This window comes from Kiloniella sp. (assembly GCF_048259265.1).
Lineage (GTDB): Bacteria > Pseudomonadota > Alphaproteobacteria > Kiloniellales > Kiloniellaceae > Kiloniella.
In genome coordinates this window covers 39,544-64,284 of sequence record NZ_JBLXHT010000003.1, presented here as the reverse complement: position 1 = coordinate 64,284, position 24,741 = coordinate 39,544, and the positions used below count along the sequence as shown (strand labels likewise).

22 protein-coding genes are annotated in these 24,741 nt (G+C 43.5%); 12 read left to right on the top strand and 10 right to left on the bottom strand.

All coding sequences use genetic code 11. The features are described 5' to 3' along the window. Positions 1–64: 64 nt before the first annotated feature. The gene (locus ACN0QW_RS06290; RefSeq protein WP_417429769.1) at positions 65–943 is read right to left on the bottom strand and encodes a LysR substrate-binding domain-containing protein; all 879 of its coding nucleotides are present in this window, start codon (positions 941–943) and stop codon (positions 65–67) included. Between the two features lie 189 nt (positions 944–1,132). Between ACN0QW_RS06290 and ACN0QW_RS06285 the strand changes: the two genes are divergently transcribed. From ACN0QW_RS06285 to ACN0QW_RS06265, 5 genes are all read left to right on the top strand, one after another. Next, positions 1,133–2,287 (top strand): 2-aminoethylphosphonate--pyruvate transaminase, encoded by a 1,155-nt coding sequence (locus ACN0QW_RS06285; protein WP_417429767.1) that lies wholly within the window; start codon positions 1,133–1,135, stop codon positions 2,285–2,287. Positions 2,288–2,336: 49 nt separating this feature from the next. Continuing rightward, positions 2,337–3,587, top strand: coding sequence for a phosphonoacetate hydrolase (phnA, locus tag ACN0QW_RS06280; protein WP_417429765.1), 1,251 nt, complete (start codon positions 2,337–2,339; stop codon positions 3,585–3,587). A gap of 37 nt (positions 3,588–3,624) precedes the next feature. Then, on the top strand, positions 3,625–5,058 hold the full coding sequence (gene phnY, locus ACN0QW_RS06275; protein ID WP_417429763.1) for a phosphonoacetaldehyde dehydrogenase: 1,434 nt from the start codon (positions 3,625–3,627) through the stop codon (positions 5,056–5,058). A gap of 440 nt (positions 5,059–5,498) precedes the next feature. Further along, positions 5,499–7,886, top strand: a complete 2,388-nt coding sequence (locus ACN0QW_RS06270; RefSeq protein WP_417429761.1) for a tetratricopeptide repeat protein — start codon at positions 5,499–5,501, stop codon at positions 7,884–7,886. 627 nt (positions 7,887–8,513) lie between these two features. Beyond that, positions 8,514–8,903, top strand: a complete 390-nt coding sequence (locus ACN0QW_RS06265) for a hypothetical protein (RefSeq protein ID WP_417429759.1) — start codon at positions 8,514–8,516, stop codon at positions 8,901–8,903. A gap of 329 nt (positions 8,904–9,232) precedes the next feature. Here the strand turns inward: ACN0QW_RS06265 and ACN0QW_RS06260 are convergent, their stop codons facing one another. Beyond that, positions 9,233–10,198, bottom strand: coding sequence for a threonine dehydratase (locus tag ACN0QW_RS06260; RefSeq protein ID WP_417429757.1), 966 nt, complete (start codon positions 10,196–10,198; stop codon positions 9,233–9,235). A gap of 148 nt (positions 10,199–10,346) precedes the next feature. Here ACN0QW_RS06260 and ACN0QW_RS06255 point away from each other — a divergent pair, with 148 nt between their 5' ends. After that, complete coding sequence (locus tag ACN0QW_RS06255; protein ID WP_417429755.1) at positions 10,347–11,726, top strand: PLP-dependent aminotransferase family protein; 1,380 nt, start codon at positions 10,347–10,349, stop codon at positions 11,724–11,726. Between the two features lie 8 nt (positions 11,727–11,734). On the opposite strand, the gene ACN0QW_RS06250 is transcribed toward ACN0QW_RS06255, so the two are convergent. Next, on the bottom strand, positions 11,735–11,965 hold the full coding sequence (locus ACN0QW_RS06250) for a hypothetical protein (protein WP_417429753.1): 231 nt from the start codon (positions 11,963–11,965) through the stop codon (positions 11,735–11,737). Between the two features lie 109 nt (positions 11,966–12,074). On the opposite strand from ACN0QW_RS06250, the gene ACN0QW_RS06245 reads away from it, so the two are divergent. Further along, on the top strand, positions 12,075–12,971 hold the full coding sequence (locus tag ACN0QW_RS06245) for a LysR substrate-binding domain-containing protein (protein WP_299374575.1): 897 nt from the start codon (positions 12,075–12,077) through the stop codon (positions 12,969–12,971). A 42-nt stretch (positions 12,972–13,013) separates the two neighbouring features. Here the strand turns inward: ACN0QW_RS06245 and ACN0QW_RS06240 are convergent, their stop codons facing one another. From ACN0QW_RS06240 to ACN0QW_RS06230, 3 genes are read right to left on the bottom strand one after another with little or no spacing between them, the layout of a single operon-like run. Next, on the bottom strand, positions 13,014–13,829 hold the full coding sequence (locus ACN0QW_RS06240) for an iron chelate uptake ABC transporter family permease subunit (protein ID WP_299374572.1): 816 nt from the start codon (positions 13,827–13,829) through the stop codon (positions 13,014–13,016). Then, positions 13,826–14,665 carry an ATP-binding cassette domain-containing protein gene (locus ACN0QW_RS06235; protein WP_417429750.1) on the bottom strand — a complete coding sequence of 280 codons (840 nt, stop codon included), beginning with the start codon at positions 14,663–14,665 and terminating at the stop codon, positions 13,826–13,828. Before ACN0QW_RS06235 ends, ACN0QW_RS06240 begins: the two co-directional genes overlap by 4 nt. Before the next feature lie 38 nt (positions 14,666–14,703). Further along, on the bottom strand, positions 14,704–15,201 hold the full coding sequence (locus ACN0QW_RS06230) for a Fur family transcriptional regulator (protein ID WP_299374566.1): 498 nt from the start codon (positions 15,199–15,201) through the stop codon (positions 14,704–14,706). Between the two features lie 196 nt (positions 15,202–15,397). On the opposite strand from ACN0QW_RS06230, the gene ACN0QW_RS06225 reads away from it, so the two are divergent. Beyond that, positions 15,398–16,474, top strand: a complete 1,077-nt coding sequence (locus ACN0QW_RS06225) for a zinc ABC transporter substrate-binding protein (protein WP_417429749.1) — start codon at positions 15,398–15,400, stop codon at positions 16,472–16,474. Between the two features lie 164 nt (positions 16,475–16,638). Here the strand turns inward: ACN0QW_RS06225 and ACN0QW_RS06220 are convergent, their stop codons facing one another. The 3 genes from ACN0QW_RS06220 to betI all read right to left on the bottom strand — a co-directional run bounded on the left by ACN0QW_RS06220 (position 16,639) and on the right by betI (position 19,205). Continuing rightward, positions 16,639–17,064, bottom strand: a complete 426-nt coding sequence (locus ACN0QW_RS06220; protein WP_417429748.1) for an HIT domain-containing protein — start codon at positions 17,062–17,064, stop codon at positions 16,639–16,641. Positions 17,065–17,082: 18 nt separating this feature from the next. Continuing rightward, a complete protein-coding gene (betB, locus tag ACN0QW_RS06215) occupies positions 17,083–18,549 on the bottom strand; it encodes a betaine-aldehyde dehydrogenase (protein WP_417429746.1) in 1,467 nt (488 codons plus the stop codon). Positions 18,550–18,617: 68 nt separating this feature from the next. Next, the gene (gene betI, locus ACN0QW_RS06210) at positions 18,618–19,205 is read right to left on the bottom strand and encodes a transcriptional regulator BetI (RefSeq protein ID WP_417429744.1); all 588 of its coding nucleotides are present in this window, start codon (positions 19,203–19,205) and stop codon (positions 18,618–18,620) included. Positions 19,206–19,570: 365 nt separating this feature from the next. On the opposite strand from betI, the gene ACN0QW_RS06205 reads away from it, so the two are divergent. From ACN0QW_RS06205 to ACN0QW_RS06190, 4 genes are all read left to right on the top strand, one after another. Beyond that, positions 19,571–20,521, top strand: a complete 951-nt coding sequence (locus tag ACN0QW_RS06205) for a choline ABC transporter substrate-binding protein (protein WP_417429742.1) — start codon at positions 19,571–19,573, stop codon at positions 20,519–20,521. A gap of 204 nt (positions 20,522–20,725) precedes the next feature. Continuing rightward, positions 20,726–21,586 (top strand): choline ABC transporter permease subunit, encoded by an 861-nt coding sequence (gene choW / locus ACN0QW_RS06200; RefSeq protein WP_299374547.1) that lies wholly within the window; start codon positions 20,726–20,728, stop codon positions 21,584–21,586. Positions 21,587–21,606: 20 nt separating this feature from the next. Continuing rightward, on the top strand, positions 21,607–22,806 hold the full coding sequence (choV, locus tag ACN0QW_RS06195; RefSeq protein WP_417429739.1) for a choline ABC transporter ATP-binding protein: 1,200 nt from the start codon (positions 21,607–21,609) through the stop codon (positions 22,804–22,806). 14 nt (positions 22,807–22,820) lie between these two features. Then, positions 22,821–23,519 (top strand): HAD family hydrolase, encoded by a 699-nt coding sequence (locus ACN0QW_RS06190; RefSeq protein ID WP_417429737.1) that lies wholly within the window; start codon positions 22,821–22,823, stop codon positions 23,517–23,519. A gap of 119 nt (positions 23,520–23,638) precedes the next feature. Here ACN0QW_RS06190 and bmt read toward each other — a convergent pair whose 3' ends face one another. Continuing rightward, positions 23,639–24,724, bottom strand: a complete 1,086-nt coding sequence (gene bmt, locus ACN0QW_RS06185; protein ID WP_417429735.1) for a betaine--homocysteine S-methyltransferase — start codon at positions 24,722–24,724, stop codon at positions 23,639–23,641. Between the last annotated feature and the right edge of the window lie 17 nt (positions 24,725–24,741).

The following is a 24,741-nucleotide window of genomic DNA, read 5'->3' as shown; positions in this document are numbered from 1 at the left end:
TTGGTAGAACTATACCACATACAGGCTCTGAAAGCGGTTAATATATTTTTTTCATACCAAAGTCCTAAGCCAGATTGCTTGCTGTTGAGCTTTGTATTTGATCAAAGAATGCGCGTATCACCGGTGAGTCTTTTTGGTCTTTAAGACAGGCGACATATTCAAGACCTTCGAGTTGAACATCTCTGACCGTTAACCCATGAAGGCGAGTGTCGTTGCCAAATTCGCTTTCAAAAACCACCCCGATCCCGAGGCCTGATGCAACAGCCTCTCTGACGGCTTCACGGCTTCCGATTTCGAGGATATCGGTTAATTTAACCCCGGCACTCTCAAGGGCTGTTTCAAAGATTTTACGGGTGACAGAACCCTTTTCTCTCAAAATAATACGATGATGAGATAGTTCGGTAATGCTTATACTGCGTCTAGCAGCCCAAGGATGGTTTCTGTCGACAAAAACAATCAGTGGTTCCCGTTTTAAGGGGGCAGCGTGAAGGCGTCGGTCTTCATGAATGTTGGGCATAACCACAACATCAGACTTTCGTTCATAAAGCCCCTGTAGAACCTGTTGAGAGTTACCAAAGCTCATTGAAAAGTTAATCCCGGGGTACAGTCGGCTGAAAGTAGCAAGTAAGGGGACAACATGATAGGGGGCATCTGCTGCCACGCGGAGCTGTCCTGACATAAGGCCGCGGGCCGAAAGCAAGACCTGTTCTGCTTCCAATTCAACGGCAAACTGACGGAGGGTTACAGCATGTAGGCGACGACCGATTTCGGTGATTTCGATACCGCGTCCTCGGCGCTCAAACAGTTTCACACCATAAATCTCTTCCAGAGCTGCGACCTGACCAGAAAGAGTTGGCTGTGTAACATTAAGAACATCTGCAGCCTTGGTAAAGCTACCTTCACTAGCAACGGCATGGAATGCGCGGATTTGAGCATAATTCATAGGTAAAACCAATTTGTAATATAAAAAGTATCGATTTGATTTATGATAGAGATTCGATATATATAGAGCAAGACGTTCATAACACTTAAAATAAAAGTTTATAAATAGGTGGATGAACAGATGAAGTTAATCAGGTGATGTGAGGTTAATCCATCGCTTTTGTTCTTGGATCAAATGAGGAGATCCCATATGTCTGATAAGACATCTGCAGTTGCTGCTTCCCCGTCTGGTGACCCCTGGCTTTTAACACCAGGTCCCTTGACTACGTCAGTTTCTACTAAGGAAGCAATGCTTCATGATTTTGGTTCTCGTGATAAAAAGTTTATCGAAATTAACCGACGTGTTCGCAGTAGTCTCTTAAGCATAATTAATGGGCAAGATGATTTTGTTTGTGTTCCCATGCAGGGCAGCGGAACTTTTTCTGTCGAAGCCATGTTGGGGACGCTGGTACCGCAGGATGGTAAACTGCTAATCCTTGTCAACGGCGCCTATGGTCATCGTATGGCGAAAATCTGTAGCTATTACGGACGTGCACATGAGATTATGGAATATCCGGAAGATCAACCCGTAAGTATTTCAGATCTTGATACTCGCTTGGGAGAAGATAAGGCGGTAACTCATGTCGCTGTTATCCATTGTGAAACAACGTCTGGTGTTCTCAATCCTATTGCAGGTATCTCCGAGGTGGTTGAAAAGCATGGGCGTTCTCTTCTGATTGATTCGATGTCTGCTTTTGGGGCACTTCCTGTCGATGCGTCAAAAATCAAATATGATGCTGTTGCTGCTTCTTCAAACAAGTGCCTTGAAGGCGTTCCTGGAATGGGGTTCGTTCTTGTTCGTAGAACTGTTTTGGAAAAAACAAAAGGCAATGCGCCTTCACTGGTTCTGGATCTTTATGATCAGTGGGTACAGATGGAAAAAACGGACCAATGGCGGTTTACGCCGCCGACACATTGTATTGTTGCCTTTGAACAGGCTATTCGTGAATACGAAGCTGAAGGTGGTGTCGAGGGGCGCGGAGGTCGTTATGCTTCCAACTGCAAAATTCTTGTCGATGGTATGCGTGCTCTGGGCTTTGAAACTCTGTTGCCTGATCACCTGCAGGCGCCGATTATTGTCACTTTCCACAAGCCGACGGATCCTAAGTTTGATTTCCAGAGCTTTTATGATCGTCTTGCTGAACGTGGCTATTTGATCTACCCGGGTAAGTTGACTGTTGCAGACTCGTTCCGTGTTGGCTGCATTGGGCGCATGGGTAATGATGACATTCGCAATGCATTGGTTGTCATCGAAGAAACATTAAATGAAATGGGCGTGAAAAATTGCGCGCCGGCTGCTGCCTAATTCGATATTCGTTCCTTGATTGGGAATTTGTTATAGTGGGAGATACCCTATGAGTACTGGTAAACTCGTTCAGGCCAATGGCCGTTTGTATAAAAGATCTGACCGCCCGGTTGTGGTCGTCTGTGTTGATGGCAGCGAACCTGATTATATGGAAGTCGCGATGAAGGCCGGGCGTATGCCATGGCTGAAAAACTTACTAGATAGCGGCGTGAATACAAATCGCATTGCTGAATCTGTTGTGCCTTCGTTCACGAACCCAAATAACCTTTCTATCGTCAGTGGCTGTCCGCCACGCTATCACGGTATTTGTGGTAACTACTTCTATAATCAGGAAACTGGTGAAGAAGAATTAATGAACGCGCCAAGTTACTACCGCGCAAAAACCATCTTTTCTTCTTATCAGGATGCTGGTGCCAAGGTTGCTGTTGTCACCGCGAAAGACAAACTTCGTTTGCTTCTCGGGCACGGTCTGGATTACAGCAAAGGCAATGCGATTTGCTTCTCTGCTGAAAAGTCTGACCTTGCCAATATGTCGGACAACGGCATTGAAAACGTCAATGATTTTGTCGGAATGCCTGTTCCTTCCGTTTACAGCGCAGATCTTTCTGAATTTGTTTTCGCTGCTGGTGTCAAACTATTGGAAACTGTTCGTCCAGAGATCATGTATCTTTCCACAACTGATTTTATTCAACACAAATATGCTCCCGAAGAAGAGGGCGCATTGGCTTTCTATGAAATGATGGATAAATACTGGGCGCAACTTGATGAGTTGGGCGCTGTCCTGACCCTAACAGCTGATCACGGTATGAACCCGAAACATGATGCAGACGGCAAACCGAATGTTCTGTATTTACAGGATCTATTTGACGGATGGTACGGCAAAGATGAAGCTCGTGTTATCCTGCCGATTACTGATCCATATGTTGTTCACCATGGTGCGCTGGGATCTTTTGCGACCGCTTATTTACCAAAAGGACAGAGTGTGGATGAAGCGATTAAGCGTTTGTCACAGGTTGATGGTGTCGAGTTGGCTATATCTGGTCCCGCTGGTTGCGCTATGTTGGAACTACCCGAAGATCGCATGGGTGACATTATCATTATTTCCGAACGTCATTTGGCTTTGGGAACCTCCGAAGAGCGTCATGATCTTTCTGCGCTGGATCGCCCATTGCGGACACACGGTGGTATCACTGAACAGAAAGTACCGTTTATCAGTAATCGCCCAATGTCGGGTATTCCATCAGATATGCGTCTCCGTAACTTTGACGCGTTCTATTGCTCTGTAAACTACGCTGAGTAATTGGCCTTAAATAAGGGCAGGAAATAAGGATAGAAGAATGTCTGTAAAGATTGTTGGTCACGAACCAATGCGTATCGCTGGTAAGAAGGTTGATACCGAAGGCCGTATTGATGTGCATTACCCCTACACAAATGAAGTGATCGGGTCTGTGCCTCGCGGTACTGCCGCGCATGCAAAAGAAGCTTTTGAAATCGCGGCAAACTACGAATCAAAATTGACACGTTATGAGCGTCAACAAATTCTCTTCCGCGTGGCAGAGATTTTGAACGATCGTAAAGAAGAGATTTCAGACATCATCACTGCTGAATCGGGTCTTTGTAAGAAAGATTCACTATACGAAGTTGGTCGTGCCTATGATGTTTATACACTTGCTGGTCAGATGTGTATTCTGGACGATGGGGAGATTTTCTCTTGCGATATCACACCTCATGGTAAGTCACGTAAAATCTTCACAGAGCGTGAGCCTTTAAAAGCAATTTCTGCGATCACACCGTTCAACCACCCACTGAATATGATCTCGCACAAGATTGCGCCAGCAATCGCAACAAACAATTGCATTGTTTGTAAGCCAACCGAGAAAACACCTCTTACGGCATTGATCTTGGCCGACATCATTTATGAAGCTGGTTTGCCAAAAGAAATGCTGACTATTATCACAGGGCTTCCAGAGGATCTTGGTAATGAGTTCATCAGAAATGAGAATATTGAACTTGTGACTTTCACGGGTGGTGTACCCGTTGGCAAATACATCGCTGAAAATGCAGGATATCGCCGTACAGTTCTTGAACTTGGGGGGAATGCGCCGCTTATTGTGATGGAAGATGCCGACCTTGATAAGGCCGCAGAACTTGCTGTCTCTGGGGCTACCAAGAACTCTGGCCAGCGCTGTACAGCTGTGAAGCGTATTCTTGTTGTTGAAGAAATTGCGGACGAATTTTCCAAGCTTGTTCTCGAAAAAGCACAAAAAATCAAATACGGCGACCCGATGGATCCGGAAACAGATCTTGGTTGTGTTATTGACGCTGAATCTGCGTCTATGTTTGAACGCCGTGTGAATGATGCTGTCAATGTGGGAGCAAAGCTCCTTTACGGTAATAACCGCGAAGGCGCACTTTATTCGCCAACTGTTGTTGATCATGTTCCATTCGATTGTGAGTTGGTACGTGAAGAGACTTTTGGGCCTGCTATTCCGATTATTCGTGTGAAAGATATCGATGACGCGATCCGGGTGTCGAACTCAACGGCTTTCGGTCTTTCATCTGGCGTTTGTACGGATAACTTCAAATACATTCAGCGCTTCATTAAAGAGCTCCGTACCGGGACGGTAAACGTTTGGGAAGTTCCAGGATATCGTATTGAAATGTCACCGTTTGGCGGTATCAAAGATTCCGGACTTGGGTATAAAGAGGGCGTTATTGAAGCTATGAAGAGCTATACAAACGTAAAAACCTATTCATTGCCTTGGCTTTGAGGTATCGTAATTGACTTTGTAGCAAAGAGAATTTTTTTGAAAGTTTTATCTCGTAAGTCTTTGGTTGGTTTACTTACGGCTCATTTTAGAAGAAATGAGGGGTTTATAACGGCCTGATGAATTCACTGACAGGGAGAGCATTCGCTCTCCCTTTTTTTATGAGTATACGTTTGCTAAGAGATATATATATAAATTTGTAATTTTTTTTACGTTTAATTTAAGTTGTTGAGCATCACTATTATTAAGATATAGATATTATTAGTGTAAGAGGGGTAGTGATTGCCATCTCAGGGTTGTATTGAGTGCCTTTGCCGATTTTTCATGGGGGAGTTCCCAATGCGGCAATGTAAGGATGAAAATATTGTCATTTTATATTTAAGTTACTATTTGAAATAAATATCAAATTTCTTAATAATTGTGAAGTGAAGGATATCAAGTAAGTGGATACACAGGACAAACTTCGAGAGAAATTAATTTCAAAAATTGAAAATTCGAGGAGGTTGGGGCTTGAACATCCTCTTTCTGCTGAACATGAGAATGCATTACGACAAGGTATTGACTTTCATAATACGGGATATTTATCGGAAGCAGAAGATAGTTATAAAAGAATTCTCACTGAAGATCCAGATCAAGCTGTCCCGTTGAATCTACTTGGTGTTCTTGCTCATCAAATGGGGCAAAACGATGTTGCTCTTTCTTTGATAGAGAATGCTTTGACGATTATTCCAGATTACGCTGAAGCTCATTATAATCATGCTTTAGTGCTAATGGAACTAGGACGAATGAGTGATGCTGTCGATAGCTGCATGATGGCTCTTCTAATCATACCTGAATATGCCGAGGCTAAAAACCTTATGGGTAAGATCTGTAATACTTTGGGAGATTTTGGTGCTGCTATTAAGAACTATCAAGCTGCTGTAAATATAAACCCAAATTTTGAAGATGGTTATTACAATCTTGGGGTAGTGTACTATGAACTAAAGAATTTTGAGCAGGCAATATTATATTTTCAAAAATCTCTTACCTTAAATCCAAAATCCTTACCAGCCACTACCAATCTTGGGGTTTGTTATAAAGAACTTCATCAATATAGTTTAGCTATTGAATGTTTTGAGAAAGCGTTGGTTCTTGATCCTAATTATTCTGAAGCATATTTTAACCTTGCTAACGTATTTCTTTTGCAGGAAAAATTTGTTGAATCTCTCATGTATTTAAGAGTTGCTGTTAAGCTTTCTCCAGAGACCAGCCTGTATTGGTCGGGGATGGAAAAGCCTTTAAAGCAAATGAGCTTTACTTCTATTGATGACTCTTTGTTGGATGATTTATGTGAATTATTACAATGCTCAACTGTGAACCCTACTGTTTTGTTTAATCCTATTTTGAGTGCTTTGAAGTTAGATGAAACATTTAGTGACGCCTTACAAATAGCTGTTGTAGAAGAAAAGATTCAAAATTTTAATGCCGTAAAAATTTCTGAAATACTATCAGGCATACCTCTATTTCTTAGCTTAATGAAGCAATGTCTCATGAGTGATTTACAAATAGAAGATATGTTAACCCGGGTTAGGCGTGATCTATTAAAAGTTATTTCAGAAGGTGATGTTATTGAGGCGATTATTCCATTTGTTAGTGTATTAGCTATCCAATGTTTTCATAACGAGTATATTTTTAGTGTAACTGAGCACGAAAATGAACTTCTTGATACGTTGGAATTAGAGATTAATGACATAATTGATCATAATGGCCTAATATCCATACAAAAAGTAGTTATTTTATCAGCATATCGTCCTTTGTTTTTATACCCTTGGGCAAAAAAATATATTGGATCTGTTGAAAATCAATGGATTGCGGATGTTCTTTGTCAACAAATTTCGGAACCTCTAGAGGAGAGGGAAATAAGGTCTCAGATTTCTTCTGTCACACCAGTAGAAAACAGTGTTTCTTTAGCCGTTCGGCAGCAATATGAAGAAAGCCCATATCCTCGATGGACGAAGGTTGGCTTGAGCGATAAGGGGATGCGAATACAAGATGTTTTGAAACAAGTAAGTATGGATATTGATGTAGTTGATAATGAGCTTACTGATACACCTGACATTTTAATTGCTGGGTGTGGTACTGGGCAACAAGCTTTAGCTACGAAAAATAGATTTGAAAATTCAAAAGTATTGGCAATAGATTTGAGCTTGAGTAGTCTTTCTTATGCAATACGTAAAACAAAAGAGTATGGGGTGAAAGGGATCGATTACTATCAGGCAGATATTATGGAGTTGTCTTGTTTGAATCGTAAGTTTGATCTTATCGAAAGCTCAGGTGTTCTTCATCATTTAGAGAGCCCGGACGCAGGGTGGGAGAATTTGGTTAATTTGTTGAAACCGAAAGGCTTAATGAATATTGGACTATATAGTAAGTTTGCTCGCGAGCATCTTTCAAATATTACTAGTATCATTCCGATAGAAAAAGATTGTTCACCTCTGCAAGCAATTCAAAAAAGCCGGGAAAATATTATTTCTTTGGCTAAAAGTGGGCAGAAGGATATGGAACGGGTATGTAAATCTATAGATTTTTATAGCTTAAGTACCTGCCGAGATTTACTGTATCATGTACAGGAAATTCGATTTGATTTAACAGAAATTGAATTAATGTTAGAAAAGTTGCATCTAGAATTCCTTGGTTTTGAAATACCTGAACCTTCAATTATAAAAAGGTTTAAAAGAGACTACCCAAATAAAGATGATGTTCGATCTTTACAATGCTGGCATGAATTTGAAAAAAATAATCCCTATATTTTCTTAGGTATGTATCAGTTCTGGTGTCGAAAAAAATCGTGATTTTTTATTGGTATAATAGTCTGTTAATGAAATCTATGTGGAGTTGTAACGTTTAGGGCGGATTTGGATACTATATTGACTTTTTTTGCCGTTAAATTGATTTGTTATCTTGAAAAAGAAGAAGTTTTAAATCGTACCAAGTAATTGATTGAAGCAAACTTATTGAGGCTTAGAATTATGTTATGGCTAAGACATTCGTCGCCAGAGAGAAAAGAGGCATTGGAAGTCTAGGTATTATCTTTCTTGGATAAAGATAAAAATGGAAGTGATCCTGTGTAAAGCCACTAATGCGGTATGTTACATCGTGATGGGGGTTTTGTATAAGTTATTTTCTCCTATAAGAAAACAACTTATACGTTGCCATAATACTGCAAATTGAGGTATTAGAGGAATTGGAAGGCGGCTTGACATTTTAGGTGTTTGTGTCAGGTTAGCTAAACTTGGGCTGTGGCATTTGCTACAGCCCTTTTTTCTTGAGCCTTGCTGTAATACGATCAGATAAATGACGAAATACTGTTGGTCATCCTTTGTAAATAAAGGTTGGAAAAGAGTAATCGAAAGTTAATATCCTTTTCTTAATATCAGCAAACCGCTGTGCTTGTCGTTTAATTACGGTGATTCAGTATTATGATACGCTGGATATTTATTCTCATAGTACTAAGCTACTCTTCAGCTACTTTTGCTGAGGAGATAAGTGACGACTGTCCTAAAATGTTGGCAAGTATCAGTGAGAACGTCTTATCCGATACGAGGGAGAGATTTCTCAAAAAAATTTATAAAACATTAGGCTGTGATATTGTAGTAGAGGCGCTACCTGGGCGACGAGCTCTTGCTGCTTTTAATAATGCTTCTGTCGACGGTGAGCTTTATTGTCTGAAAATTGTTGAAAATAAATATCAAGAACCGTTTGTTCGATCTGAAACGCCAATATTTTCAATTACGAATTCTCTTTGGGGGCATGCGAATCAAAATATGGTGTCTGAGTTGCTGATTGGATATGTGCGCGGTATTTTTTGACAGGAAAAATATATGAATAAGAGAAGAGGACGCATATTCAGCAGTGTAGAAGAAGTTTTTCAGGCTTTTGATAACGGGGAAATAGACTCTTTTCTATCCATAGATTTTTCGGTTTCTTATCATAAAGAATAATATGGATTTAAGATTATACCTGTTCGGATAGAGAAAATTAATACAGCGGAACTCTATCATTATCTTCGAACTCAGTTTACGCCCTTTATGAATCGTTTTTCCGCTTATATATCTACTCATTCTGTATTTTCTGAATTAGAAGACCCTGTTGACGGGGACTTTGTGAACAAGTCCCCGTTTGCTAGGGATCAATTGGGTCAGAGCGGGGTTTTCCTATCTAAGATATCTTTAAACAGGTTTGTGTCTATATTTCCACCCGTGAGAACCACGCCCACTTTTTGATTTCTGAGTTGGGTTTTCTCTTTCAATACTGCTGCTAGTGAAGCTGCACCTGCTCCTTCTGCGGTATTATGAGTATCGCTGAAATATATTCTGGTCGCTTCGGCAATTTCATCGTCGCTGACTTCTACAATACGTTCTGCGCCTTTCGAATAGATACTATAGGCATCTGCGACTGGTGCACGAACGGCCATACCGTCAGCGAATGATTGAGCTGATTCTGTATCTACGATCTGACCACCTTCAAGAGATTTTTTTGCTGCTGGAAACTTGTCAGAAACGACACCAATTATTTTTGTGTTCAAGTTCAAGGCATTTCTAGCGGTTATGGTGCCGCAAATACCAGATCCGCAGCCAATCGGAACATATATGTAGTCCAAATCTGGATGAGCTGTCATGAGTTCAAGTCCATATGTTGCAACGCCCAACATTATTTGTTCGTGAAAAGGAGGGACGACAAATAGGTCTCTTTCTTTTGCTAACCGGGCAACTTCGACAAGGGCTTCGTTGAAGTCGGTCCCATATTCAATTAGCTCGGCACCAAAAGCACGCATGGCATTGTTTTTTTCTGATGAATTTCCGTGAGGAACAACAATAACAGATTTGATCCCGGCCATTGTCGCTGCAAAAGCTTGTGCCTGTCCGTGATTACCTCGTGTTGCAGTGATGATCCCTTTTGTTGTGGGATGGTTGGCACGTAACCAACTTATGAAGGTCAGTCCACCACGTGCTTTGAAGGCGCCAATTGGTGTGTGGTTTTCATGCTTAACAACGACTGTACAGCCTGTTTTGGTATTGATCTGCGGCCAGATGTATTGCGGGGTCGCAGACATGTGTCGGTAGATATATTGCGCAGCACTTTCAAGCTGTTGCTTTGTAAACATGGTCGTCTCTTTCTGAATGCTCTGTCAGCAGTGGGGTTATTTTGCTGATGATGAGAATTGACTATTCCTCGCTGTATTTTTTTAAGAGTAGCAGCTTGATTGTATGGTTCAATATTAATATTGTATGGCACACAATAAAGTAGATGGTATGTGGAAACCTGAATTAAATCCGAAAATCAAAACTAAATATTTGGCAATTGTTGAGGCTATCTCAACGGCGATCCAGCAAGGTGAACTATTGCCTGGAGAACGTTTGCCGACCCATCGTGATCTTGCTTGGGAGTTGAAGCTAAATGTCAGTACGGTTAGTCAGGCCTATAAGGAAGCGACAAGACGACATTTGATTGGTGGGGAAGTTGGGCGGGGAACCTATGTTCTTGCAACAAGCCGAGAAGCAGAGCTTTTTGCCCTTAAGGATTATGGGAAAAATTCATTCGGGAACAGGAATTTTGATTTATCTACCAACATTCCTGCCATACATCCGGATGATCAGAACACGCAAGAGTTGCTGTTTGAGGCGGTTGATAGGGGAGCAGGAAGAGAGGCTTTTTCGTATCATTCATCTGATCTACTTATGCGGACTAGATTTGCTGCGAGCCAGTGGTTGTCTTGGCGCGGCTATGAAGTGAAACCAAGTGATATTGTTCCTTGTGCCGGGGGACAGCAGGCACTCTTGGCATCCCTGCTCGCTCTATGTGAGCCCGGAGATAAAGTCATTGTTGAAAAATATACCTTTCCCGGGATGAAGGCGGTTGCCCGCCAGTTAAGACTTAAGTTGGTCGGGGTTGACTGTGATGACGATGGTATAGAGCTAGAGAGTTTGGAAAAGACCTTAACTTCAAGTGGTGCGAAAATTCTTGTCCTTAACCCAAATTTGAACAACCCCACAGGCTTTACGACTTCAGAGCAAAGGCGCTCTGATATCGTTGGAATCATCAAACGTTACAACATCGTTGTTATTGAGGATGATGTGTACGGGCCTTTAAGTGGTAATAAGCCGCTATCTGTCCTTCTGCCAGATCATGCTGTTTTGATTTCGAGTCTATCCAAGTCAGTGGCCCCGGGTCTACGATATGGGTTTGTCAGTGGGTGTCAGCGTCTGATCAAGCCAATTGATGCAGAAGTTCATGCAACAAACTGGGCTATGAGCCCCTTTATGATTGAATTAGCAAACATGTGGATCTTAGAAGGACGTGCCTTTGCCAGGGCTGACTGGCAAAGGCACGAAGTTGAGGTTCGGTGGAGCCTTGCGAAATCGCGATTTAAAGAGATGGGATCTGTGAATTGGGAGAAAACACCATGTCCTCATCTTTGGCTCGCGGTTTCAGGTAAGATGAGTGACGTTGTTGACAGGCTTCATGACGCTGGTATTGATGTGGTTTCTGGGGATGTATTTTCGACCGTCCCTCAGCCGACTAATCATATCCGTATCTGTTTGACTGCCCCTGAAAGTCGATCACTTCTTAGCCATGCAATTGATAAGGTGGTTGAGTGCAATGTGTTGTCGGGCTCACTGTGCTCAATCTAGGTTTATTATTAGTGGTCGGTCGGTAAACGGTGTCGTTCAGCAGATTTTATGTTCCAAAAGCCAATATCTTCTTTTATATGCACGGGAAGGTTCTGCATATCTTTTAGGGATATAACTTTCTTCTTTTTATTTAATTTAAATAATTTTTTGAGCAGGTTACGGATAATCCATAAGCTATTTTTATTTTTGATTGGTGTTGCGTCATAATGTGAATTACATGGATTATTAGCGATGGTCATTTTCTTTTACTCCTGATGATTTCTTTGTCTCTTGTTTCCAATGTGCGTAATGTCGACTTGAATATCCAACTAAATTCTGATTACTATACATAAGGAGATTTTATGTATTATGCCTTCAAAATTACCGCCCCTTTCGTCTCTTCGTGTATTTGAAGCCGCGGCGCGTCATGGTAGCTTTACGCGTGCATCAAAAGAACTGGGGATGACCCAAGCTGCAGTTAGTTATCAAATGAAGATCCTTGAAGAGAGAGTGGGTACACCACTTTTTTTACGTAAGCCTCGGCAGGTGAGTCTGACTGAGACGGGTGAACGTATTGCGCCAGTTGTAACAGAGGCATTTGAACTGTTGCGTGCCGCATTTGTTATGGCTGAAGATGCAAGCCATAACCTTTTGTCTATAACAACCGTTACGACTTTCGCGACTAATTTTCTGGCTGAAAGATTAGGTAATTTTCAAATTTTACATGACGATCTCGCCGTTCGCCTGGATACCTCTATGTCCGTCGTAGATTTTTCGCGTGAAGATTTTGATTTGGGCATTCGATCTGGTGATGGGCAATGGCAAGGAGCCGAGACTCACTTACTGATACCAGCTAAGTTTTCTCCGATGTTAAGTCCTGATTTAGCTCAATCAGTTGGTGGTATTAAAAAGCCTTCAGATCTCTTGAAGTTGCCATTAGTTGATGCCTCTGATCCGTGGTGGAAACTCTGGTTTGATTCTATGGGGGTACAATCAGAAGGGCTTCGCGGTAATAAGCGAAGTCGAATGGGGATTCAGATGTTAGAAGCAAGGGCGGCGGAGGCAGGGCAAGGGGTCGCCATTTTAACGCCAGATTTTTACCGAGATTCTCTAAAAAGAGGCAGTTTAATTCAACCGTTTGATGATGTTTGTCATGATGAAGGGCGAGGGTATTGGCTTGTGTATCCTAAAGCTCGTAGAAATATGCCAAAGATCAAAAAATTTAGAGATTGGTTGCTGAATGAAGTTAAAGAGCACTGTAATTAATAAAAGGGCTGCTCATGAGATGTTTTTAGCAAAACTTATCGATTAAGAAAGACGGCGGCTTTTACTCATTAGCAAGCCACCAAAAATTAATCCACTTAGAAAAAGTATAACTTCGGCGACAACAATGGATGGACCTGATGGTGTATCCCATTCCAAAGAACCGAAGAGACCAATGATAATTGAAAGGCTACCTATCAAGGATGCAATAACGGCCATTTGTTCTGGTGTTTTGGCAAACCTTCTTGCAGCAGCTGCGGGAATAATGAGCAAAGAAGTGATGAGAAGAACGCCAACCACCTTCATTGCAATGGCTATAACGATAGCGACTGTTATCATAAAAAGGGTCTGAATAAGCATGACATTTATGCCTTCTGCCCGTGCGAGCTCTTCATGGAGCGTGAGGGCAAGGAGGTCTTTCCAGATATAGGCAAGGAGAGACAGGGCAACAGCACCTCCACCATAAATCCAGTAAATATCTTCATAATTCACAGCAAGAACATCCCCGAAAAGATAGGAAAGCAAATCAACCCTATAGCCTTGTAATAGTCCAAGGACAACAAGGCTGATCGCAAGGCTTGAATGGGCCATGATCCCCAGTAATGTATCGCTTGCGATTCTTTTTTGATGTTGGAATAGCGTAACTGTTAAAGCGATCATGATGGCAGTTCCAATAATGCCAACAGTTAGATTAAAACCCAGCAGTAATCCAAGGGCGACACCGAGTAGTGCAGAGTGCGCAAGTGTATCACCGAAATAGGCCATTCTACGCCAGACGACAAAGCAGCCCAAGGGGCCGGAAATTAAGGCAACACCAATTCCAGCAACAAGTGCGCGCAGAAAGAAATCTTCAAATATCATGCTTGGTCCGACGTCGTATGCGAGTGATTATGGCTAGTATCATGAGAGTGATCATGAAGGTGATGGTAGACGGCAAGTCCGGGTTTTGTTTGTCCGCCAAATAGCGCGAGATATTCCGGGCTGTCGCTGACTTGTGTCGGAGCGCCAGAACAGCAGACATGTCCGTTAATGCAGACAACTCGATCTGCTTCGGCCATGACAATGTGCAGGTCATGAGAGACCATCAATATGCCAAAACCTGATTGTTCTTTAAGGTGGGAAATCAACTTGTAGAGTTCGGTCTGGCCTTGAAAATCAACCCCTTGAACTGGCTCATCCAAAACCAGAAGGTCGGGTTTTCTAAGAATTGCGCGGGCAAGAAGAACACGTTGGAATTCACCACCTGACAAGCTTTGCACAGCTTGCTTTAGAGTGTGGTGAGCGCCAACATCTTTGAGGGCTGTTTCTCGTTCAGAAAGCGGACGCTTGTCCGGTATGGACAAAAAGCGTTCGACAGTCATGGGCATAATTGGGTCGATATTCAGTTTTTGGGGGACGTAGCCAATGACGAGGCCGTGTCTACGCCAAATTTCACCCTTTGTTGGTTTTATAGCCTGTAGTAGTGCGCGAAGGAGTGTTGATTTTCCAGCACCGTTTGGCCCGATCAGAGTAACAATTTCATTCTTGTGAACTGTTAAGCTGACGTCGTGAATAGCTGTTTTCCCACCAAAATTAATTGTCAGGTTCTCGGCTTGGATGAGAGGCTCTCCACTTGGCTCGGGTGCGTTATGGTCATGTCCGCAACCACAACTCGGGTCACTGAAATTAGGGGTTTTATCGCTAAGGATATCTTCCATGGTATGTGTCGCTAACTCTTAGCCAAGGGCTCTTTGTCTTACTGTGTTGAATGACAATCCGGGCAAGTTCCCCGAACTTCCAGCATTCGCTGATCGGTCTTAAAGCCAAGACTATCTGTTTTCTTTAAAATGGCTTGATCAATTGTTGAATCGTGAACTTCAGCTGCGCAACCACAGTTATTGCAAATAAGGAAAACACCAGAATGTTCTTCTGATGGATGAGAACAGCCGACATAGGCGTTTAAAGATTCAATTCTATGTATAAGGCCTTGTTCCAATAGAAAATCCAAAGCTCTATAAACTGTCGGTGGGGCTGTTTTTCCGCTTTCCTGAGAAAGTTTGGAAAGTACATCGTAAGCACCAACGGGGTGGTGGCTTTCCCACACCAATTCCAACACGCGTTTACGAGCATCAGTCAAGCGGGCACCACGAGCCGAGCATAGCGCTTCCGCATCGTTTAAAGCTGTTTTTACGCAGTGTTTATGATCGTGAGATCCGCCACTAAAAGAGAGAGAAACAGTATCAAAGTTTTTCATGCCCTATAGATATCCTGTCTTGACATTGCTGTAAATGTTATAACATATCATTATTTAAATTTACTCCATTATCTTACTTTTCATCACCGATTTAGGTGTAATTATAAGGTTCACTATGATGTTCTCTAGAAAATCAGGGTTACTAAATCCTCTCCGTGTTTCTTTACTGGCCAGTTCTATCATTTCTGGACTTAGTATGAATGCTGCTGCGGGCGAGGTACCCAAAGTTGCTGTATCGATCCTGCCAGTTCATTCCCTTGTGCAGTCAATAATGGAAGGGGTTGGTGAGCCTGAACTTATTATGGATAAGAGTGCTTCTCCACATGGCTATAGTATGCGTCCTTCCCAAGTTCGTATGTTGAATGATGCTGACATGGTTGTTTGGGTTGGAGAAGGTCTCGAAACATTTCTGAAGAAGCCTCTTTCCCAGCAAGAAGGAAAAAAAATAGTCCTGGAGTTGATGGACATTAAAGGTATCACTCTTCTTGAAAATCGTAGCTCTGGACAGTGGGAACATGACCATCACCATGGCGATGATGAGCATGATGAGCATGATGAGCATGATGAGCATGATGAGCATGATGAACATGAACATAGTGCTCATGATCACGAAGAAGAGCATGGGGCGGAACATGATCATGATGACCATGCCCATGATGAGCACGCTCATGATGAAGAGCATGCGAATGAACATCGTGATGAAGAAGATCATGGTGATCATGCCCATGAAGAAGATCACGATCATGATCACGGACAATTTAATCCGCACATTTGGCTTTCTATCAACAATGCTAAGGCAATTGTAGAGAGAGTTGGTGATGAGCTCGCCAAAATTGATCCTGATCATGCGGCCATCTATCAAGCCAATGTAAAAAAGGTTACCGCTGATCTTGGGGTGTTAAAGCAGGATTTGGATGTTCAGCTATCTGTTGTACAGGACAAGCCTTATCTGGTCTTCCATGATGCCTATCAGTATTTTGAAAAAGAATTTTCCCTTTCTGCAGTTGGGTCAGTAACCATTGATGCTGAAAGAAAGCCAGGTGCCAAGAGGATTACAGAGTTACGTGAGGTTATTCGGGAAAGAAAGGCAGCTTGTATATTTAAGGAGCCACAGTTCAAACCAGCTGTGGTTGATGTCTTAGCGGAAAATCTTGATACGAATATCGGTGAGCTAGATCCTTTGGGGGCAAGCCTTGCGAAGGGGCCTCAAGCTTATAAAAACCTAATGACGAGCCTAGGTGACAATTTGGTGTCTTGTTTGGCTAAGAAATAAGTGTGTTTTATTTGTTAGCTCATGGCTTCGTTAAATAATCTGTATGGGATGGGAATTCTTCACAGACAGATGATTGACCGAAAAAGGAAACCGCAATCGATTGGTGGTATGGTAAGGCAGGAGGCCTGAGGAAAACAACTTGAGCATGGCTCAGGGAGGACGTTTTACTCAGGTAATTTGCGCCCACTTTCGATTGCGGTTCCAAGTTTAACTTTTATTGTCTCTAGATCATCTGGCCTATAGGGCTGTGGTTCTTTTACACCCCAGACCGGGCCTGGCCAGGCTGCGTCATTTTCAAAGCGTGCAATGACATGGATGTGAAGCTGTGGAACCATATTTCCTAGTGCAGCGACATTGATCTTAAAGGCGTTACATTCTTCTGTGAGTATTTCTGATGTATACCTGATCTCTTCCATTACGGCCGAAAAGAGATCTTTTGGCAGGTCATGCAAATCACGAAGGTCGTTGTAACGCGGTACCAGAATCAACCAGGGATATTGGCTGTCGTTCATAAGCAGAACCCGACAATGCGAGAGTTCTGTTATGGTTACCGTATCTGCTTGAAGACGTTCGTGAAGTGCAAATTCCATGATGATTTAGTCCTTATCCTAGTAAGGACAATCCACATCACCCATCTCAACATAAACTGATTTTAGTTGGGTGAAGTGATTGATTGCCGTTGTACCATTTTCACGACCAATACCAGATTGTTTATAGCCACCAAAAGGCATTTCGATTGGCGTTATATTATAATTGTTAATCCAGCAGGTTCCGGCTTCCAGGTTTTCAATCACGCGATGGGCACGATTGATGTCCTGTGTAAAGACGCCCGCAGCCAGACCAAACTGTGTATCATTGGCGGCTTCTACGACTTCATCTTCACTATCGAAGGTAATAACAGACATAACAGCGCCAAAGATTTCTTCGCGTGCAATGCGCATGTCGGCTTTTACATCTGTGAAGATTGCCGGCTCAATAAAACAGCCTTTTTCGAAACCTTCAACGGTGACTTGGTTTCCGCCATAAGCGAGGGTTGCCCCTTCGTTTTTACCAATTTCGATGTAGTTCAGAACCTTTTCCATGTGGTCTTTATGGATAAGTGAACCGACATGTGTTTCCAGATCCATAGGATCGCCAATAATCATCTTGGAAGTGCGCTCAATGAGCTTTTCCAAGAAGGCGTCTTTGATATTTTTGTGAACATATACACGGGTTCCGTTGGAACAAATTTCACCTTGAGTATAAAAGTTTGCAAGCATGGCAGCTGATACAGCGTTATCCAGATTTGCATCATCAAAAACAATGAGAGGTGATTTGCCGCCGAGTTCGAGTGTCACATGTTTGAGCGTTTTTGAAGCTGATTCCATTACCCGTTTCCCGGTAGGGACTGAACCGGTCAGTGAGATCTTTTCGATACCCTCGTGTTCAGCGAGCATTTGGCCAACGGAGCCCAACCCGGATACAACATTGAAAACACCATCGGGTAGGCCAGCTTCTGTATAAATTTCTGCGAGTTTTAGTGCGGTAAGCGGCGTAATTTCTGATGCTTTAAAGATCACCGCATTTCCGCATGCGAGAGCAGGGGCAGATTTCCAGCAAGCAATCTGAATTGGATAGTTCCATGCGCCGATGGCAGCACAGACCCCGAGCGGCTCTTTGCGCGTATAGGCAAAGTTACCGTTTGCGAGTTGAATATGTTCGCCATTAATAGAGGCCGCGAGCCCTGCGAAATACTCTATGCACTCAGCACCTGATTCTACGTCAACGCAGTTTGCTTCCTGCATCGGTTTACCTGTGTCCATGACTTCAAGAATGGCAAGCTCGTCATTTCGTTCGCGGAGCAAGGCAACGGCTTTTAAAAGAATGCGGCTTCTTTCTGTACCACTCATCTTGGACCAGATCTTAAAACCTGCTTTGGCGGCTTCAACGGCTTTATTAACATCTGCTTTTGAAGCAATTTGGACATCACAAATAACGTCACCAGTCGCCGGGTTAATAGTTTCAAATGTTTCACCTGATGTGGCGTTTGTATACTTACCGTTGATGTAAAGCTGTTGAGTAGGAAGCTTTGCCATTATCTTGATCCCTAAAGTTCTAATATCTTGTTCAAATGTATCTGAATTGTTTAAATCTAATGTTTAAGTTACTTTTGATGGGCCAATATCTGGCTGCTAATGTAACTTTCCATAATTGTTATGGCTTCTTTTGGCGTGACCCCGCCTTCTGTCAGGGCACAGCGTATCCAAAGGCCTTCGACCATGGCGGCTAAGCCTGTGGCTGTACTGGCGACCATCTGTTCGGGAAGCAAAGGTTTTAATGCGTGTTGAAAATTGCTCTGCATGCGGCGTTCATTGATTTTGTGCAGGCGTCCCAATTTTCCGGATGTTGGAACCAAAGCCCAGAAGGCCAACCAGACATCAACCACGCCTGGTTTGAACTGTTCATCTGAAAAATTTGAATTCACGACGGCAAGCAGGCGTTCTATCGGTGTGTTGGCGTGTTCCAGTTGTTTTTTTGTTTCTTCGCCAAGTTTGCGCATTAGATATTGGAGTGTCGCGGTTAAGAGCCCTGATTTATCATCAAAGTAATGGGCGACAATTCCCGACGACAGGCCTGCACGTTTGCTTATTTTCGAAATGCTGGCATTGGTAAACCCTTCCTCGTGGATCATTGCAATTGTTGCTTCGATCAACTGGGTTTTCCGAATCTCTTCCATTCCGACTTTTGGCAAGGCCTTAGTTTCCTTATTTATTTAATGCTTCAGCTCTTCTAGGAGAGGCATTGAAACAAAAAATCTATACGTTTATTTCTTGTTTTTGTTACGCAATTTTTTGAACTTAGCTTTTGATCTAATTCGAAAAATCATAGCACTGGTTCTTGGTTTGAAGACTGCGTTATATCTATCAATAATTTATTTTGATTGAACGTTCAATCAAAATAAATTATTGATAATGAAGTTACGACGATAGTTTCGAGCGTACGAGGGAGTTAATCAGGCAAAGATCCTGCTAGAATAAAAATGAACTTGCGGGTATCTTGCTAAAATCAAATTAGAGCCACAGGGTCCTCTTGTGGCGTAAAAATGGAGACAAGTGAATGAACCTCAAACACTTGATTTCGGCTAGTACACTGGCCATCGCTGCAGCTGGTCTTACAACTGGGGCGCATGCTGCTGACCCAGCTAGCTGTCAATCTGTTACTTTTTCCGATGTTGGGTGGACTGATATCACAGCAACAACTGCTGTAACATCTGTTGTTCTGGAAGGCCTTGGCTATAAGCCAGAAACTCAAATCCTTTCTGTTCCTGTAACTTATGCAGGACTAAAGAACGGTGACGTTGATGTTTTCCTTGGTAACTGGATGCCAACGATGGAAGCTGATATCGCACCTTATCGTGATGAAGGTTCTGTTGAGACCGTTCGTGTTAATCTCGAAGGGGCTAAATATACCCTTGCCGTTCCGACTTACCTTGCTGACAAAGGCCTGAAAGATTTTGCGGATATCGCAAAATTCAAAGACGATCTTGACGGCAAAATTTACGGTATCGAGCCAGGTAACGATGGTAACCGTCTTATCCAGGATATGATCGACAAAGATACCTTTGGCCTCAAAGATTTTGAAGTTGTTGAATCATCCGAAGCTGGCATGTTGTCTCAGGTTGCGCGCTCTACGCGTCGCGATAAAGGCGTTGTCTTCCTCGGTTGGGCTCCTCATCCAATGAACGCAAACTTCGAGCTGACCTACCTAACAGGTGGTGATGACATTTTTGGGCCTAACTTTGGTGGTGCGAATGTGCATACAAACGTTAGAAAAGGCTATGCGAGTGAATGCCCGAACATGGGTAAGCTTCTTGGTAATCTGGGCTTCACACTTGCCATGGAAAATGAAATCATGGGTGCTATCCTGGATGATGGTAAAGAAGGTCCGGTTGCTGCAACTGAATGGTTAAAAGCAAACCCAGGTGCATTGGATGCATGGCTTGCAGGTGTAACCACATTTGATGGTGGTGACGGTCTTGCTGCAGTAAAAGGTCATCTCGGCCTTTAAGTCTTAACGCATGAGAAATTTTTACAGAGGGCTGGCATTCTGTCGGCCCTCTTGTATGTTAGATAAAAATAAAACCAGTGATGGAAATACAGGTTATTATTAAAGCCTATTTATCTTGGAATCTGGTGGTAACGAAAAAAACAGATAAAAAAGAACACATAAACAATCGTTTTATGGGTTCGCTTTGGAGCAGAGGGATTAGCAATGTCCGGCATCGAGCAATGGTTGGTTGATCATAAAATTCCCGTCGGGAAATGGGGGGAAAGTTTTTTCGACTTTCTTATCGATAACTTTGCAGGCTTTTTTGACGCAATAACTGATGGCGGCACTTTCCTGATTGATGGAACCGTGGATTTACTTCTTTTCTTACCATCGATTGTTGTGATCATTATGATCACTGGACTTGCACAGTATTTACAGCGCACATGGAAACTTTCCATGTTTGTGTTCCTGTCTTTGCTGTTTATCGTAAATCTTGGCTATTGGACTGAAACGGTTGAGTCTCTGGTTCTTGTCGTTTATGCGACGATTGTCTGCATAATCACAGGCGTTCCGCTAGGTATTGCTGCGGCTCACCGTCCATGGCTCTTTTCGCTTTTAAGGCCTGTTCTTGATCTTCTCCAAACAATTCCGACGTTTGTTTATCTTATTCCTGCAATGACGCTCTTTGGTCTTGGAGTGGTACCTGCACTTGTTGCAACGGTGGTTTTTGCCGTTGCTGCACCAGTACGTTTAACACATTTGGGTATATCATCTGTTCCAAAGCCTTTAGTAGAGGCCGCAGAAGCATTTGGAGCAACAAAGAAACAGCTACTTTGGAAGGTTGAAATTCCATATGCTTTACCAACTATTAGAGCCGGTGTAACGCAGTGTATTATGCTCTCGCTTTCAATGGTGGTGATTGGGGCTTTAGTTGGCGCAAATGGACTCGGTAAGCCGGTTGTACGTGCTCTGAATTCACGTCAATTTGATATGGGCATTGAAGCTGGCCTCGCAATTGTAATTGTTGCGATTTTGTTGGACCGTCTGTGTAAGCAGCGTAATGCCCCGGTTGATGGCGCTTAAGGTAGGGATGGAGCAATAAAATGACAGCTGTAGAATTTAAAAACGTCGATATTGTTTTTGGTGACAATCAGCAAGAAGCCATCCCAATGGTTGATGCGGGCAAAACACGAGAAGAAATTCTTGAGAAAACTGGGTGTGTTCTGGGGGTCGCTGATGGTTCCATCAAAATTGAAGAAGGCGAAATCTGTGTTCTAATGGGGCTTTCCGGTTCAGGTAAATCAACACTGTTACGCGCGGTGAATGGCTTGAATAAAGTTACGCGCGGTGAAGTTCTTGTTCGTGATGGCGTTGACCTCGTTGATGTCGCGTCCTGCGATGCGAAAACGCTCCGCCATATGCGCATGGAACGGGTTTCCATGGTCTTTCAGCAGTTTGCGCTTCTGCCATGGCGGACGGTGTCCGAGAACGTTGGTTTGGGGCTGGAACTTAAAGGCATGCCAAAAGCCGAGCGTGAGGCTATCGTCGAAGAAAAACTCAAGATGGTTAGTCTTGATCAGTGGAAAGATAAATACGCGCATGAATTGTCTGGGGGTATGCAGCAGCGCGTGGGACTTGCGCGAGCATTTGCGACGGATGCAGATATTCTATTGATGGATGAGCCTTTCTCGGCTTTGGATCCTTTGATTAGGGATCACTTACAGGATGAGCTACTTGAATTACAGAGAAACCTGAAAAAGACGATTGTCTTTGTGAGCCATGATCTTGATGAAGCATTAAAAATCGGTACGCATATCGCGATTATGGAAGGTGGTCGTATTGTTCAATATGGCGAACCGGAAGAGATCGTCTTGAATCCTGCGAATGAATATGTTGCTGAATTCGTGGCTCATATGAACCCGCTGAATGTTCTGCGTTGCGCGTCGCTGATGACGCCTGTAAGCGAACTTCGTAAAGATGGTGCCCGTGTTATTCTTGATAAGTACGACGCTTTTAAGCTGGCTATGGATGGTAAGGGAGCTGTGCAGAAAGTAACTTTTGAAGATAAAGAAGAGCTGCCTGTCTTTAGTTTTGGACCTGAGCATTCGCTAGATGATATTCCCGATTGTAATATTGTGGCCGCTTCGCCTGACATAACGATGAAGCGCGCAATTGAACTTCGCCAATCAACAGGCAATCCTGTATTACTTGCAGAAGATGGTGTGCTTGTCGGCGTTGTTGGCGATGAAGAGATCTATCAAGGTATTCTTCGTCAGAGCTCAATTGCCGATGCGGCAGAATAAAGGGTTTTGATCTAATGACGATTAAGGCGATCCTGTTCGACAAAGATGGAACCCTTCTTGATTACGAACAAAGCTGGACGCCCCTTAACCAAAGAGCGGCTTTAATGGCTGCCAAAGGGGATGTGGGGCTTGCTGCACAGTTGTTGGCTGCAACGGGGTATGATGCTGAACTGGGGCGTGTTTTATCAGGATCTATGCTGGCAGCCAGTAGCAATGGTGAAATCGTTGCGAAATGGTGTGAGTTTTTGCCTGATGCGAATTATGACGTTCTTATTGGTACGGTTGAGAAAATTTTTCAGGACGAGGGAGAAGCTGCCGCGGTTGCTGTGACTGATCTATCTGCTTTGTTTATCCGCTTGAAAGAGCGAGGGCTTAAACTTGGTGTTGCAACAAGCGATAGTGAACAAGGGGCGAGGCGTTCTTTGTCACGGTTTGATTGTATCGATAAGCTCGACTTTATTGCTGGTTATGATTCTGGGCATGGGCTGAAACCAACCGCGGGTATGGTTCAGGGCTTTTGTAAGGCAATGGACGTGGCCCCAGAAAATGTTGTTGTTGTTGGCGATAACTTGCATGATATGGAAATGGGAATGAATGCCGGGGCTGGTTTGAAGGTGGGTGTTCTGACAGGCACAACCGGACGTGAAGAGCTTTCAACCCTGGCGGATCATGTTCTCTTGTCGATTGAAGAACTTGAAAGCGTATTAAGTTAATTGCTCTGTAAATCTTACTGAATGCTAGTTACTAAGCTGATAAAGCAAAAGGGGCCTCAAATGAAGCCCCTTTTCGTATGTTTAACCGGTTATCAAGTTGTGGTTAATGCTTGGTCCGTTTATTCCTGACCTGGCATTTTTCCATCATCTGCAGCTTTACGTTTTGGGTCGCGACCGCGACGCCGGCGACCACCACCGGTTTGCTCTTTTGGTTTCGCCCCAAGTGGTCCGGCTTCGTTCATTTCACGTGCGCCGTTGGAAATCTCGCCGAGGCGTGAGACGATTTCATCAAGACTTGGCTTCGGACCGCGTGTATGGTTATCAAGGGCGTCACGCATGTGTCTGACATGATTGGGGGATGTTCCACAGCACCCGCCGATGATTTTAATGCCTGAATCGACGGCAATTCTTGCGTAGTCAGCCATTAATTCTGGTGTACCTGTGTAACGGATAGCACCATCAACATATTCTGGAATACCACAGTTGCTCTTTGACACCAAAACATCGCCTTCTTTCGCGCACATTGCCATGTTTTGAAGTGCGGTAACCATTTCAGATGCTCCGACACCACAGTTAGCGCCATAGGCGACAGGTACTGTTGAAAGCTCTTTGACGCGTCCGGCAAAATCACCGGGGGTTAGGCCCATCATCGTGCGGCCATTGGTGTCAAAGCTTAACGTTGTCACAATAGGTAAGCCAGTTTCACTACATGCGGTGACCGCTGCTTCCAGTTCTTCCGGTGCAGAGATTGTTTCCAACCAAAGAACATCTGCACCAGCTTCGGCAAGGGCGATAGCTTGTTCACGAAATGCAGCAATACCTTCTTCGCGGGTCAATGATCCCACGGGTTCAAAGATATCACCTGTGGGGCCCATAGATCCGGCGACAACCACAGGACGGCCCGCTTCGTCGGCAACGCGCTTGGTGATCTTTACGGCGGCAGTGTTTATTTCTGCAACGCGGTCTTCTGCTTTGTGAAGTTTCATACGGTTTCGCGTGCCGCCAAAGGTATTGGTGAGAATAATGTCTGACCCGGCATCAACAAAAGATTTCTGAAGATTGTAAATTTTTTCTGGCTCGTCGATGTTCCAAAGTTCGGGGGCATCGCCGGTTTCCAAGCCTACTTCGAAAAGGTTGGTACCTGTTGCGCCATCGGCAAGAAGCCAGTCGCGTGTTTTTAAGAGATCTAGAAATTTATTGGCCATGGTCAACTCGCCGCACA